The sequence below is a fragment of the Bacillus sp. Au-Bac7 genome, from assembly GCF_021341655.1.
In the GTDB taxonomy this organism is placed as follows: domain Bacteria; phylum Bacillota; class Bacilli; order Bacillales; family Cytobacillaceae; genus Niallia.
In genome coordinates, this window is sequence record NZ_JAJTTG010000001.1 from 1,353,516 (window position 1) to 1,368,464 (window position 14,949).

The window sequence follows — 14,949 nt, forward strand, 5'->3', positions numbered from 1 at the left end:
GCTCCCCTTCTTTCAGGTGTTTTCTCTGTATATTATACAATTAATGACGGCGACAAGCTCGCCGCCAAATGAATATTCTCTATTTTAACATATTCGTGCTATATGAACAGAACCTTTTTACTTGAAATATGACAAAAAGTTAAAAAACAGTATAAATTATTCTATTATTTTCACTTATCTAAATATTTTTCGACGATAACAGGCTGTATTTGTTTTCCTTCTAATGCAGCGTTAATTGTCTCAGCCAGCATGCTCATTCTTGCAACCATGGAATTTGGCTTTTTGTCTGGATCGTCCTGGCCGAAAGGAATGAAATAAATATGTTTTGTTGCCATCAAGCGCATTAGGTTAACTCCATTTAAGCCTAAAGCATCATTCGTCGATATACCTAAAACGACTGGCTTTTGGTTTCTTAGCGTAGCTTTTGCTGCCATAAGTACTGCATTGTCTGTCATAGCATTAGCGAATTTACTCATGCTATTCCCAGTAAGCGGAGCTATTACCATGCAATCAAGGGGAATTTTAGGTCCTAGAGGCTCCGCTTTGACAATGCTGTCAATAATTTCATTCCCTGTTACTTCCTCCAGTTTACCGATCCATTCCAATCCTTTACCAAATCTTGTGTCTGTATGCTGAACATTGCCTGTAACAACAGGAACGACATCAGCTCCAAGACTTACAAGCCTTTCTACTTGCGGCATAACTTCTGCATATGTGCAGTGGGAAGCAGAAATTCCAAATCCGATTCTTTTTCCTTGTAAGCTCATTTATGATTGCTCCTTTCGACTTTGCCATTCTTCTTGCAGCAGCTGTGATAGAACCTCTGCTAGTATATTCCCAGCAGTCTTAGGCGCAACAATTCCAGGCAAGCTAGGTGCAAGCAGCGCCTTAACCCCTCTTTTTTCTGCATATTGGAAATCTGTACCACCTGGTTTGGAGGCAAGATCAATGATTAATGTATGCAGTGGCATTTTTTCAATGACAGAGGATGTAACAACAAGGTGGGGAATGGTGTTAATGCACATATCTATATCACAAACCGCTTTTTCTAATTCTGATAACGGGACGGGCGCCAAGCCCATTTCTAAGATTCTGGCCAGGTGCTCGCTCTCACTTGCTGCAACCTTCACCTTGCCTCCTAATGCATGAAACGTCCTTGCTACACTCATTCCAACACGGCCTAAACCAAGTATTAGGATATTCGAACCATGAATGGTTGTATCCGTATGCTGAATAGCCATCATAATCGTGCCTTCTACCGTTGGAATGCTGTTCAGTATTGCCACATCATCTCTGTTAAACAGCTGTACGAGCGAACGATTTGTACTTGAGATAATGCCATTTAAATAGTCATTGGTGATTCCCGAATAAATAGTACAATGGGACGGTGTTTTCTCTAGCAATTCTTCTGTTAAAAAAACCTTTTCATTTGAAAAGATTGTATCCACCTGTCCGTTTAGATCGGTTCCTTTAACAGGCAGAATGATCGCATCAATCATTGAAAAATCCACATTATCGATCTTTTCTTTTGTGGCTCCAGCAAAAGCATGATCCAGCTGTTCAAAGCCAACTAAAGAAAGCTGTGCATGCTGCTCTGTCAGCTTGCGGACAATTTCGAGCTGCCTTGCATCGCCGCCGATAATGGCGATTTTCATCCCTGTCAGCATGTATATTTCACCTTCTTTTTTAAAGATCCTAACACTAATCAATTACTACTCCAACATCTTATGTCACGATCTTGTTTTAGGTGAGTTGCTTTATAGATTTTCCTCTAAAATCATCGCATGCAGTATTTTCCAAAAACAAAAAAAGCCCGGCGCCATTTATCCCTGTTATGTTAACTTGGGATAATGGGCCGGACTTTTACAAATTAGTCGTGTCATCCTTATTCGGAATATCGATAATAATCATATCAGTGCCGATTTTTTTTATATGGGACCAAGGCACTCTCAGTTCATCCCCTGTCTTCCGGAAGCCAAACCATTTAAGGGAGGGAATCAACAAAGTTTTGATTTGCCCGTCCTTTTCATTTATTTCTAAATCTGTTTGACCGAGCATGCCAAGCCGGACGGCATTTTTCACATCTACAAGCTCTTTTCCGCTTAATTCGCTTAGTCTCATTTCTCTGCCTCCTAATGATTAATGCTTTTCTATTATCATATCAACAGAGGTAGAGAATTAGACTAGCTAAAAGTATTTTTTATGTAACCCCTTCTATATTATAGAAGGCTTTTCGGCATATTGCCGTCAGGACTGATAAGCGATACAGAAAAGGAATCAGTGAAAATCTGATGTGCCATCTTGTTCACATCTGCATTGGATACCTTGTCTATTTTCGCAATAATCTCATCTAAAGTATGGTGTTTTCCAAGCAATAATTCATTTTTACCGTTGCGGCTCATTCGGCTGTTTGTGCTTTCTAAGCTCAGCATCAAGCTGCCTTTTAACTGCTCCTTGCTGTTTGAAAGCTCTTTTTCAGTAATGCCATCTCGTTTTAGGTTAGCAAGAGTCGTCTGAATCGTTTCATACAGCTCATCCAGCTGTTTTGCACCAGTTCCGCCGTAGATTGTCACAATTCCGCTGTCTTGGAAGGAGGAATGATAAGAAAAGACTGAATATGCTAAGCCTTTTTGCTCCCTTACATCCTGGAACAATCTGCTGCTCATGCTGCCGCCAAGAATATTATTTAAAGAAATCAAGCTGTACATATCCTCATGGCCAACTTGCAATCCTTCATATCCTAGGCAAAGATGTGCCTGTTCTGTTTCCTTTTTACGAGAAATTCTGTTCGTATGGAACGATGGCTTACTAATTTCTCTTTCACTTTTACCTGCTTCAAACGCTCCAAAGTATTTTTCCACTTCAGCGATAAAGTCATCTGTGATATTTCCTGCAATGGAGATAACCGTATTTTCAGGTGTGTAATGTTCAAACATATACTCTCTCAATGTATCGCCATTGAAAGTGCTTAATGTTTCCTCTGTCCCTAAAATCGGATAACCAAGCGGATGCTTCTCATACACTGCCTGGCTCAATAAGTCATGAACAATATCGTCAGGTGTGTCTTCGTACATTTTTATTTCTTCGTAGACGACATTTTTCTCTTTCTTCAGCTCTCCCTCTTCAAAAGTGGAATGGAAGAACATATCAGCAAGCACCTCAAGTGCAAAATCTGCATGTGTATCAAGTACTTTTGCATAATAGCAAGTGTACTCTTTTGAAGTGAATGCATTAACCTGACCGCCGATGCTATCAAATGACTCAGCTATCTCTCTAGCATTTCTTGTTTTTGTTCCTTTAAAAAACATGTGCTCTAAAAAATGAGACACGCCATTATTTTTTTCGTCTTCTTTTCTAGACCCAGTGCCAATCCAAACACCGATAGCTACAGAACGCACGGTAGGGATATTTTCCAGCACTATTCTAACTCCGTTTTGGCAAGTGTATCTTTTTATCAAGTAAGTTCCTCCTGTTCTCGTTTGCCAATGTAACTGCTCGCGACTGCTAGTATATCTTATTCTTCGTATTTTTGCCAAAAAGTTGTTTCATTATGAAAATAATTGTTCTAAAACTTGCAAACAATTACTTATCAGGCATAGAACGGTCCTCGCTGAGCATTTCTGTGACAGTATTAATTTCCAAATTTTTAGCTTGGATTTGGCTGATGAGTTCATCTAAACTGTTTGCCGTAGATTCGGTTGGATGCATTAAAATCATTGCTCCATTATGGACTTTACCCATTACACGCTGCAGCAACACTTCCGGACTCGGCTTTTGCCAATCAATTGTGTCAACTGACCACATTAAGGTGCCTAAGTTTTGCTCTTTAGCAATTTTCACAACTGATTCATTATAATAACCGCTCGGAGGCGCAAGCCATGTTACTGTTTTTCCTGTTGTTGCTTCAATTACATCATTTGTTTTTGTTATTTCTTCTCTGATTTTCGCTTCACTAATTTTGCTCATATCAGGATGTGTGTAAGAATGATTGCCTACCTCGTGGCCAGCCTCTGCGATCATTTTTGCCAATTCTGGATTTTTTTGAACCCATCTGCCCTCAAGAAAAAAACTTGCCTTAACATGATGCTTTTTTAAAGTTGCTAAAATATCAGGCAGATATTCATTGCCCCAAGCAACATTAATGATAAAGCTGATCATTTTTTTCTCAGGATTGCCTTTATAAATGGCTGCTGCCGGAAGATCTTCGAGATGCACCTTCGGCTTTAGTTGTTTATATACGAGTTTTTGTTTATCAAAAACGCCGGCTTTTTTCATTTTCTTGTAGGATGCCTGTACGTCGACCTCTAACCCATTAATACCTGGAATCGCCTTCCACACAGGATCAATCTTCGCATCAACTGCTTCGACTCTGTACTTGTCTGCATTACTTTCAATTGTTTCATACAGTGGACTAGTGCTTTTGGACACAGTCACACTCTCTCTGTTATCAACTAAAGTTGCTACATATGTATTGGACAATGGATTGTTGGCAACAAACCATGCTGCTAACAATAGACCAGCCATCGGAATTATTCTTTTCATTCTAAATCCCCTCCTACTAAATCTTTATGTAGAAGGAGGACAAGGTAGAACGTAATGAAAAGCGTAAATATCTAAAGCTTGGCAGTCTTTTTACCATCTATATAAAAAAAGGCAGACCCTTAAAAATTCACTGCCTAACAGCAATAGCTGCGTTAAATACAGAAATCATTAGAGTCAAACCTCATTTTAAAAAATTATTTTGTTGCATCTTCTGCTTGTTCTTTTTGTTCCTTCAGTACAGCTTTGCGGGAAAGATTTACTCTGCCCTGTTTATCAATTTCTGTTACTTTAACAAGAATTTCGTCACCGATCGCAACAACATCTTCGACCTTACCGATTCTTTCTTCTGCAAGTTCAGAAATATGAACTAGTCCATCTTTACCGTTGAAGATTTCTACAAATGCTCCGAATTTTTCAATTCGTTTTACTTTACCAAGATACATTTGACCGACAACAACTTCACGGACAATATCTTCGATAATCGCTTTCGCCTTTTTGTTCATTTCATCATCCACTGAAGAGATAAACACTGTTCCATCTTGTTCAATGTCAATTTTTACGCCAGTTTCTTCAATGATTTTATTGATTTGTTTACCGCTTGGCCCAATAACATCACGGATTTTATCTGGATTAATTGTCATCATTAAGATTTTTGGTGCATATGTGGACAGTTCTTCTCTTGGTGTTTGGATTGTTGCAAGCATTGATTCAAGGATTTGCATACGGCCGATTTTTGCCTGTTGCAAAGCCTCTTCAAGAATTTGTCTTGAAAGTCCTTCAATCTTAATATCCATCTGCAATGCTGTAACACCTTTTGCTGTACCTGCTACTTTAAAGTCCATATCTCCAAGATGGTCTTCCATGCCTTGAATATCTGTTAAGATACTGTAATGTTCGCCTGATGCAATAAGACCCATTGCAATACCTGCAACCGGAGCTTTAATCGGAACACCAGCATCCATCATTGCAAGCGTGCTTGCACAGATACTTGCTTGGGATGTAGAACCATTAGATTCCAACACTTCTGATACTAGACGGATTGTATAAGGGAAATCCTTCTCAGATGGAATAATTGGTTCCAATGCTCTTTCACCAAGTGCTCCATGTCCGATTTCACGACGTCCAGGTCCGCGCATTGGCCCTGTTTCACCAACGCTGAAGTTAGGGAAGTTATAATGATGCATAAAGCGTTTTTCTTCTTCGACACCAAGGCCGTCCAAGATTTGCACATCACCTAATGCTCCTAAAGTACAAATGCTGAGCGCTTGCGTTTGTCCGCGAGTAAACAAGCCTGATCCATGTGTACGTGGAAGAAGGTCAACTTCTGATGACAGTGGGCGAATCTCTTCAAGTCCACGTCCATCAGGTCTTACTTTATCTTCTGTGATGAGACGACGAACTTCATTTTTAACAAGTTTATCAAGAATTTGCTTTACTTGTTTCAGCTTGTCTTCATCTGCTTCTTCTGTTTCATATTTCGCAACAACAGAATTTTTCACTTCTCTAATAGCTGCTTCACGAGCATGCTTTTCTTGAACTCTGATCGCATCAAGCATTTCTTTTTCGCATAGTCCGCGAACTTCTGCTTCAATATCCTTGTCCAACTCATAAAGAACTACATCTACTTTTTCTTTACCGATTTCGGATACGATCTTTTCTTGGAATTCAATTAGCTTTTTAATTTCGTTATGTCCAAACATGATTGCTTCAAGCATCACTTCTTCAGGTACTTCTAAAGCGCCTGCTTCAACCATGTTAATGGCATCCTTAGTTCCTGCAACAGCAAGCGTAATATCGCTTTTTTCTGCTTGTTCCACTGTTGGATTGATGATGAATTCGCCGTCAATTCTGCCGACATATACGCCTGCAATCGGTCCTCCGAACGGTATATCAGATACAGATAATGCCAAGGAAGATCCGAACATTGCCGCCATCTCCGACGTGCAATCTTGATCCACACTCATTACAAGGCTGACAACCTGTACTTCGTTACGGAAACCATCAGCAAATAGCGGACGGATTGGTCTATCGATTAAACGGCTCGCCAAGATTGCTCTTTCACTTGGTCTGCCTTCTCTTTTAATAAAACCGCCTGGGATTTTACCAACAGCATACAGACGCTCTTCATAGTTAACTGTTAAAGGAAAGAAGTCTAAATTCTTTGGTTCTTTTGATGCAGTTGCTGTACTTAGAACTGCTGTATCCCCGTAACGCACCAATGCTGCGCCGTTTGCTTGTTTTGCCAATTGGCCGATTTCGACTGAGAGCTTCCTGCCTGCCCAGTCCATTGAATAGACATGTTTATCTTGTCCCATTCTAAAAACCCCTCTCTACTCATTTCACTTGTTAGAGGTTTTGGTTATTTTAGTGCTACCTAAACCTACATGGATATTTTTTATCATTACCAAAATACTTATTACATATTATTTCAGTTAAATTCGTTTATGTCAAAAGTCAGTGTCCACCAACAATTATGTAATCTATTCATTAGTTATCAAGTATATATGTCAATAGTTATAGTTGTCTTCTTGCACAATAAAAAAGCGGGAACAAGTATCCCGCTTTTTAATACTATCTACGTAGACCAAGTTTGTTGATTAAAACACGGTAACGTTGAACGTCTTTATTACGTAGGTAAGTTAGTAGATTACGACGTCTACCTACCATTTTCAAAAGACCACGACGTGAGTGATGATCTTTTTTGTGCGTACGTAAATGATCATTCAGGTTGTTAATAGACTCAGTAAGGACAGCGATTTGAACTTCTGGAGATCCAGTATCGTTCTCATGCGTTTTGTACTCATTGATAAGTTCGTTTTTACGTTCTTGAGTGATTGCCATCCTGTTTCACCTCCTATATCCTATTACACTAATCCCCATTTACTGAGCAAAACGTTGGTGATTCGATTTTGCCAAGCAAAGGTTGTTTTTAGTACGTTTATAAGAATAACCTTTTTTCATAAAAAAAGCAAGAAAATCATCTATTAATTTTTTAGGATTGGGATACCTGTCACTATCATTGCCAATCCTAGTTATTTTTAAACATTATAGATTAGCAAAGTAAGCAATTGCTGTCTGCTTATCTCTTTCAATTTGCTCAACAAGCTCTTGAATGCCGTTAAATTTCTTCTCGCTTCTTATCCGCATATGCCATTCAATGGTAATAATCTGATCATAAATATCTTGATTAAACTCGAAAATATGCGCTTCAACGGATTGAACAGTCTTGCCAGGATGGAATGTCGGCTTCGTTCCCACATTACAGACGCCATTATACCATTTCTCGCCAACATTCACTTTCACAGCATATACGCCTTGTGGAGGAATGATTTCCTCGTCCCCAGTCTTGACGTTCGCTGTTGGGAAACCAATCGTTCTGCCCCGCTTGTCGCCGTGAATGACTTTACCGTGGTTTGTGTAGAAACGGCCAAGGAGCTTTGGAACCTTTTCCATATCTCCAGCATTTATATAGGATCTGATTAAGGTTGAGCTAACCTTCTCCCCTTCAAAGGTCTCCTTGCTGATTATTGTTGTCCCAAACCGCTCACGGCCATGAAGAGCCAATGTTTCGGAAGTGCCTGCTGCTTTCATTCCATACGTATAATCAAACCCGCAAACAACATGCTTAACATTAAGATCCACCAAATATTGATCAACAAAGCTTTGCGGATGCAATCCGGCAAACTCTTTTGTGAAATGGACGATAAATAAGTAATCAACACCAAGCTTCTCCATCTCAGCAATTTTCGTTTCCAGTGACGTAATCAGACCGATTTGTTTCTTTTCTTTTGACAACACTAGAGACGGATGGGGATCAAAGGTCATAACTCCAGTCTTCAATCCCAATTCGCCGGCAATTTTTTTAGCTTCCCCGATGACCTTCTGATGGCCAAGATGGACTCCGTCAAAGTAGCCCAAAGCCATAACCAGTGAAGGAATTTCCATAGAATGCATATTTTCTATATTATCTATTCTCACTACTCTCAAACTTGACTCACCTTTTTCTAGCACCTGAAATTTATTTTTCTTATGCCTGTCCTTATACCGACAACGCTACAGTCTATTTACAAAACCTTTAAAATTTTTGAAGGCTTTATCATTCCTTGTTTGGAAGGATGATGCACATAAATCGCTATAGCTTCACCACTTTCCGTAAACACAGCAATTGGCCCTTCCGTTTGGAGGAGCTCGGGCGGCGCTTCAAGCACTGCACCGTTGCGGACTCTCATAGCTAATGTATCATTTATTTCATATTTCGGCAAATAACTGAGCGCATCCTCAATCGGTCTCAAGCTTTGCTCTAAAAGCCCTTTACTTTGCGCTTCTTCAATCTGCTCAAAGGTAAGACAATCGGACAAAGTCATTGTGGCCGAACGGGTTCTTGATAGATCCGACATATGAGCAGGGTAACCGAGCTTCTCTCCAATCATAACTGCTAATGTTCGAATATATGTCCCTTTGCTGCAATCCACTTTAAAGCGGAAGGAAACTTGCTCACCGGACAGTGACTCCCACTCATCAAGCAGTTCTATCTTGTAGATTGTCACTTCCCGTGTTGGCCGCTCTACTTCTATTCCCTGCCTTGCATACTCGTAGAGCCTTTTCCCATTGACTTTCACAGCTGAAAACATCGGTGGAGTTTGTTTAATTACACCTGTCAGTGAACGGAGTACTTCCTCCACTTGTTCCCTTGTAATGGAACCTGTCACGACTTTTTCCTCGACCTTGTCGCCTGAGCTGTCTTCTGTTGTTGTGGAGTATCCGATGGTTACTTCCCCTTCATACGATTTACCTGCATCTGTTATGTATTCAGCAACCTTAGTCGCCCTTCCTAAGCAAATCGGTAGAACACCTGTAACATCAGGATCCAATGTCCCTGTATGACCGATTTTTTTCATGCGCAATATTTTGCGAAGCTTAAACACACAGTCGTGTGATGTCATGCCCTTCGGCTTCCATAATGGCAAAATGCCCTCCATATTTTCCAACCCTTTCTGTTAAACAAAATGACTCCTATTGTCTATTGTTTCAAAAACAAAGAGGAATACCCTCTTTGCTTTTAAGACAGATGAAAATAGGAGTCATACTTGCTGCTAAAGTTATTTAACAGCTTTCTTATTTATCTGATTCTGATTCCGATTCTCTTGCTATTTGATGAAGCAATGTATCGATTCTGTTTCCGTAATCAATAGACTCATCAAATTCAAAAGTAATCTCTGGCGTTTTGCGCAAGCGAATTCTTTGTCCAATTTCAGAACGTATAAATCCTTTTGCTTTTGCCAGCCCTTTTAGGGTATTTTCGCGTTGTTCTTGATCTCCCAATACGGAAATGTATACAGTTGCCTGCTGCAGGTCACCTGTTACTTGAACATCTGTAACTGTAACGAAGCCAATACGAGGATCTTTAATCTTTCTCGTAATGATCTCGCCAAGCTCTTTTTTCATTTGTTCGCCAACACGGTTGGGTCTAAGGCTCATAACATTCTCACCTCGTTCTATTAAAGCCATTCTATAGCTGTCGTCGAAGCTTCAATTTCCGGAAATGAATCGATCAGCTTCAAAGCATTCTGAAGCTCTCTTTCTGCTGCAACCTTGACAGATGCTACCGTTACAACGGCGAGCTCTGTCCGCTGCCACATATCCTGGAAGTCAACCTCCGAAACAGCTATATTAAATTTTTGTTTCAAGCGATCCATAATTCGCTGGAGTACAGCGCGCTTCTCCTTGAGCGAATGAGCATCATAAATGATGCACTCAACTGTCAGAAGACCGACAATCATTTGCGCTCAATTTCTTGCATTACATAAGCTTCAATGATGTCTCCTTCTTTCATATCATTGAAGTTCTTAATAGTGATACCACATTCATACCCTTGAGAAACCTCTTTTGCATCATCTTTGAAACGTTTCAGCGCATCAACTTCTCCTTCAAAGATAACAATGCCATCTCTGATGATGCGGATACCGCTGTCTCTTGTAATTTTTCCATCAGTTATATAAGAACCAGCAATCGTACCGATTTTTGAAACTTTGAATGTTTGGCGAACTTCAGCCTGACCGATAACTTTCTCTTCGAACTCAGGATCAAGCATACCTTTCATCGCCGCTTCAATCTCTTCAATTACTTTATAGATAATGCGGTGTAAGCGCACATCTACTGCTTCGGCATCTGCAGCTCTTTTCGCGTTGACATCTGGTCTTACGTTAAAGCCGATAACAATCGCATTAGAAGCAGCTGCTAGCGTAATGTCAGATTCGTTAATAGCACCGACACCAGTATGGATGATTTTAACATTTACACCTTCAACTTCGATTTTGTAAAGTGCTGCTGCTAGCGCCTCAGCTGAACCTTGAACGTCTGCTTTCAGTACGATGTTCAAGTCTTTCATTTCGCCTTGTTTCATATGTTCGAATAAGTTATCAAGGCTGATTCTTGCCTTTTCAGATCTCTGTGCCTGAATTGCTATAGAAGAACGTGCTTCACCAATTTGGCGTGCCGTTTTTTCGTCTTTAAATACAACGAAGCGGTCACCAGCTTGCGGTACTTCATTTAATCCCGTGATTTCAACAGGAGTAGATGGACCTGCAGTTTTAACACGACGGCCAAGATCATTTACCATTGCACGGACACGGCCAAATGTGTTTCCGACAACGATTGGATCACCGATGTTTAATGTTCCGTTCTGGACTAATAATGTCGCAACAGAACCTTTACCTTTATCCAACTCCGCCTCAATAACTGTACCAACAGCATTGCGATCTGGATTAGCCTTGTACTCTTCTACTTCCCCTACAAGAAGAATCATTTCAAGAAGTGTATCAATACCTTCACCAGTTAATGCAGATAGCGGTACAAAAATAGTATCTCCACCCCAAGCTTCTGGTACTAATCCATGTTCTGTCAGTTCCTGCATAACTCTGTCTGGGTTTGCAGTCGGTTTATCCATTTTGTTTACAGCTACGATAATTGGCACTTCAGCCGCTTTCGCATGGTTAATTGCTTCAACTGTTTGAGGCATTACTCCGTCGTCAGCTGCAACAACAAGGATTGTGATATCCGTAATTTTAGCACCGCGTGCACGCATTGTTGTAAACGCAGCATGTCCTGGTGTATCAAGGAAGGTAATTTTTTTACCGTTCTCTTCAATTTGGTATGCACCGATATGCTGTGTAATACCGCCTGCTTCACCTGCAGTCACTTTCGTGTTACGGATGCTGTCAAGCAATGTTGTTTTACCATGGTCAACGTGACCCATGATTGTAACAACAGATGGACGTTCGATTAAAGCAGCTTCTTCGTCATCACCGAAATACACTTCAAGATCAGTTGTATCAATTTTAATTTCTTCTTCTACTTCTACACCATAATCTCCAGCAATTAGTTCAATGGAATCTTTGTCAAGATCTTGGTTGATCGTAGCCATTACACCAAGCATGAATAATTTTTTGATGATTTCAGAAGGTTCACGATGCAGTTTTTTTGCAAGTTCTGCAACTGTTAATGAATCACTGAACGTAATTTTTGTTGGCAGTTCTTTTTCTTTTTTAGGAGCTGGAGGAGCTGCTGGAGCTTGACCTTGTTTCCCCTTGCGATTGTTGTTGTTATTTCTGTTTTTGTTGTTATTATTGTTGTTGTTGTTGCCTTTTGGTTTGTTGAAACCTGGTTTTGTATTATTAGTTTTAGTTTGAGTTGTTTTTCCTTTTTCAGCCATTGCATCACTTTCTTCTTCATAAGTTTCTGCTATATTTTTTGATACAGCATTCTTATTGTTATTTTGTATCGCTTCTGTACTTTTATTATAAATACTATCCAATTTTTTTACTGCTTCCTCTTCTAGTGTTGTCATATGATTCGAGACTTCTACATTCATGTCTTTCAGCTTTGTAATAACATCTTTACTTGATATGTTGAATTTTTTTGCGTATTCGTAAACTCGCATTTTACTCATCATTTCACCCCCGCAAGAATTAATCGAGCAGCGTTAAAAGTTTTTTTGCAAATCCATTATCCAAAACAGCGACAACCACTCTTGCTTCTTTGCCTATTGACTGTCCAAGCACTTCCCGGTTAGGTACCATTTTAAACGGCACTTTATAGGAATGGCACTTGTCCATTATTTTTTTGGCCGTGTTTTGTGAAGCATCTTCCGACAATAATATTAGTTTTGCATTTCCGCTTCTAATTTCTTTTACGGTAAGTTCCTCACCAGAGGTAATTTTCCGCGCTCGATATGCTAAGCCAAGTAATGACATCCATTGATTATTGTTCATTTGGATTGTCCTTGCTCCTTCTCTATTAAATCAAGCAGCTCGTCGTATACAGAATCTTCAATTGCAACGTCAAGCTGATTTCCTAGAATATTCTTTTTCTTGGCTAAAAGCACTGCTTCTTTATCCTTAGAAAGATATGCTCCGCGTCCTGATTTCTTTCCAGTTAAATCAACAGATACTAGACCTTCCTTCGAGCGAACGATGCGAACTAGTTCTTTTTTTGGTCTCATTTCACCTGTAGCAACACATTTGCGCATTGGTACTTTTTTTCTGCTGTTCACACTCATTCACCCCAATCAATCTAAATCTTCACTGTTTAAGCGAAAATCCTCTTCTTCCTCATCATTGTCATCAAACGTTAACAGCGAAGCTTCAGTTGGATAAATCCCAGCTTCTCTTGCATCTGTTTCAGATTTGATGTCAATCTTCCAGCCAGTCAGCTTAGCAGCAAGGCGAGCGTTTTGACCTCTTTTTCCGATTGCTAATGAAAGCTGATAATCAGGAACGATAACAGTTGTTGCTTTTTCTTCCTCATCTACAATTACTTCCAACACTTTAGATGGGCTTAGAGCATTAGCAACAAACACCTTTGGATCTTGCGACCATTGGACGATATCGATTTTTTCCCCTTTAAGTTCATTAACAATTGTCTGAACACGAGTTCCCTTAGGGCCAACACATGAACCTACTGGATCTACTTCTTCATTTTCAGAGTGTACAGAGATTTTAGATCTGTCACCAGCTTCACGAGCAACAGACTTAATTTCTACAGTGCCGTCATAGATTTCTGGAACTTCCATTTCAAACAATCTTTTTAGCAAGCCAGGATGTGTTCTAGACACATAAATTTGTGGACCTTTTGTTGTTTTTTCAACTTTCGTCAAAAATACTTTAATACGGTCATGAGGCTTGTAAAATTCATTTGGCATCTGCTCATTTGCAGGTAGAATCGCTTCGATTTTTCCTAAGCTCACGTAAATGAACTTGCTGTCTTGGCGCTGAACAATACCTGTCATAATATCTTCTTCACGGTCGATGAATTCCGAATAAATGATTCCTCTTTCCGCTTCACGAACACGCTGTGTAACAACTTGTTTAGCTGTTTGCGCAGCAATTCGGCCGAAGTCCTTTGGAGTCACTTCCAGTTCCACGACATCTTCCACTTCATAGTTTGGATTTACCTTTTGAGCATCCTCCAATGAAATTTCCAAACGCGGATCAAAAACTTCATCCACCACTTCTTTACGTGCAAATACACGCATTGTACCTGAACCTAAATTTAAATCTATGCGAACATTTTGTGCTTGATTGAAGTTTCGGCGGTATGCAGAAATAAGTGCGGCTTCAATAGCCTCAATAATTACATCACGCGAAATTCCTTTTTCTTTCTCAAGCAATACAAGAGCATCTACTAATTCACTGCTCATGAGAGTGTATCCCCCTTTAACCTCAACGGAAAATATAGAGCGGAAGCCCTTTGACCAAACCAAACAACTTACGAGTCAGTACTAGAAGTCGGGCCTGACTATTAAGTGTCGAAGGTTTAAGGGCTTGACGCAAAAATAAAATAAGTGCAAAAGTGCTTTGCTATAAAATTTTGCCAAAGCACTTCGTATTTCTTACGAGAAACTCACTGCAAGCCTAGCTTTAGCAACTTTCTCATAAGGAATTTCAATGGTTTTTTTTCTAGTTTTGATTTTCACTTCTACTGTGACAACATTGCCATCAAAACCTGTAAGGATTCCTTCAAAGGTTTTTTCGTTGTCAATCGGTTCATATGTTTTAATATGTACATTTTTCCCAATTGCCTTTTGGAAATCCTTATCCTTCTTCAAAGGTCTTTCGGCACCAGGAGAAGAAACCTCTAGGAAATAGTTTTCTGGAATCGGATCCAGTTCATCCAGTTTTTCGCTTAGCTTTTCGCTGACCGCAGCACACTCATCAATATCTACACCATTGTCCTTATCAATGAAGACGCGCAAAAAGTAGTTAGGACCTTCTTTTACATACTCAATGTCAACTAGTTCTAAGTTAAGATCTTCTAATATTGGGTTAACCATTTCTTCGACTATCCCTGTTACTTTGCTCAAACTTTTTCCCTCCTTAAGCAAGGAACAATTATTGAGGCAAGAATGCA

The 14,949-nt window shown here is 39.8% G+C and carries 16 protein-coding genes; all 16 read right to left on the reverse strand.

Translation table 11 applies throughout. The features are described 5' to 3' along the window. Positions 1–170: 170 nt before the first annotated feature. On the reverse strand, positions 171–767 hold the full coding sequence (locus tag LXM54_RS07080) for a dipicolinate synthase subunit B (protein WP_233314352.1): 597 nt from the start codon (positions 765–767) through the stop codon (positions 171–173). Further along, positions 768–1,667 carry a dipicolinic acid synthetase subunit A gene (gene dpaA / locus LXM54_RS07085; protein WP_233314780.1) on the reverse strand — a complete coding sequence of 300 codons (900 nt, stop codon included), beginning with the start codon at positions 1,665–1,667 and terminating at the stop codon, positions 768–770. 196 nt (positions 1,668–1,863) lie between these two features. Further along, on the reverse strand, positions 1,864–2,121 hold the full coding sequence (locus LXM54_RS07090) for a YlmC/YmxH family sporulation protein (RefSeq protein WP_233314353.1): 258 nt from the start codon (positions 2,119–2,121) through the stop codon (positions 1,864–1,866). Positions 2,122–2,219: 98 nt separating this feature from the next. Next, complete coding sequence (locus LXM54_RS07095) at positions 2,220–3,458, reverse strand: M16 family metallopeptidase (RefSeq protein ID WP_233314354.1); 1,239 nt, start codon at positions 3,456–3,458, stop codon at positions 2,220–2,222. A gap of 124 nt (positions 3,459–3,582) precedes the next feature. After that, complete coding sequence (locus LXM54_RS07100) at positions 3,583–4,542, reverse strand: polysaccharide deacetylase family protein (protein WP_233314355.1); 960 nt, start codon at positions 4,540–4,542, stop codon at positions 3,583–3,585. A gap of 194 nt (positions 4,543–4,736) precedes the next feature. Beyond that, a complete protein-coding gene (gene pnp, locus LXM54_RS07105) occupies positions 4,737–6,857 on the reverse strand; it encodes a polyribonucleotide nucleotidyltransferase (RefSeq protein ID WP_233314356.1) in 2,121 nt (706 codons plus the stop codon). 256 nt (positions 6,858–7,113) lie between these two features. After that, entirely contained in the window at positions 7,114–7,383 is a 270-nt protein-coding gene (rpsO, locus tag LXM54_RS07110; RefSeq protein ID WP_101175791.1) for a 30S ribosomal protein S15, read from the reverse strand. Between the two features lie 204 nt (positions 7,384–7,587). Beyond that, positions 7,588–8,529, reverse strand: coding sequence for a bifunctional riboflavin kinase/FAD synthetase (gene ribF, locus LXM54_RS07115; protein WP_233314357.1), 942 nt, complete (start codon positions 8,527–8,529; stop codon positions 7,588–7,590). Positions 8,530–8,606: 77 nt separating this feature from the next. Next, on the reverse strand, positions 8,607–9,521 hold the full coding sequence (gene truB / locus LXM54_RS07120; protein WP_233314358.1) for a tRNA pseudouridine(55) synthase TruB: 915 nt from the start codon (positions 9,519–9,521) through the stop codon (positions 8,607–8,609). Between the two features lie 136 nt (positions 9,522–9,657). After that, a complete protein-coding gene (gene rbfA, locus LXM54_RS07125) occupies positions 9,658–10,020 on the reverse strand; it encodes a 30S ribosome-binding factor RbfA (RefSeq protein ID WP_233314359.1) in 363 nt (120 codons plus the stop codon). 20 nt (positions 10,021–10,040) lie between these two features. Continuing rightward, the gene (locus LXM54_RS07130) at positions 10,041–10,322 is read right to left on the reverse strand and encodes a DUF503 domain-containing protein (protein ID WP_233314360.1); all 282 of its coding nucleotides are present in this window, start codon (positions 10,320–10,322) and stop codon (positions 10,041–10,043) included. Continuing rightward, a complete protein-coding gene (gene infB, locus LXM54_RS07135; protein ID WP_233314781.1) occupies positions 10,319–12,490 on the reverse strand; it encodes a translation initiation factor IF-2 in 2,172 nt (723 codons plus the stop codon). Before infB ends, LXM54_RS07130 begins: the two co-directional genes overlap by 4 nt. Before the next feature lie 19 nt (positions 12,491–12,509). Then, positions 12,510–12,812: a YlxQ family RNA-binding protein gene (locus LXM54_RS07140; protein WP_233314361.1), complete on the reverse strand. Its 303-nt coding sequence runs from the start codon at positions 12,810–12,812 to the stop codon at positions 12,510–12,512. Then, on the reverse strand, positions 12,809–13,093 hold the full coding sequence (rnpM, locus tag LXM54_RS07145) for an RNase P modulator RnpM (protein ID WP_233314362.1): 285 nt from the start codon (positions 13,091–13,093) through the stop codon (positions 12,809–12,811). Before rnpM ends, LXM54_RS07140 begins: the two co-directional genes overlap by 4 nt. 15 nt (positions 13,094–13,108) lie before the next feature. Further along, positions 13,109–14,239 (reverse strand): transcription termination factor NusA, encoded by a 1,131-nt coding sequence (gene nusA / locus LXM54_RS07150; protein WP_233314363.1) that lies wholly within the window; start codon positions 14,237–14,239, stop codon positions 13,109–13,111. A gap of 192 nt (positions 14,240–14,431) precedes the next feature. Further along, entirely contained in the window at positions 14,432–14,902 is a 471-nt protein-coding gene (gene rimP, locus LXM54_RS07155) for a ribosome maturation factor RimP (protein WP_233314364.1), read from the reverse strand. Between the last annotated feature and the right edge of the window lie 47 nt (positions 14,903–14,949).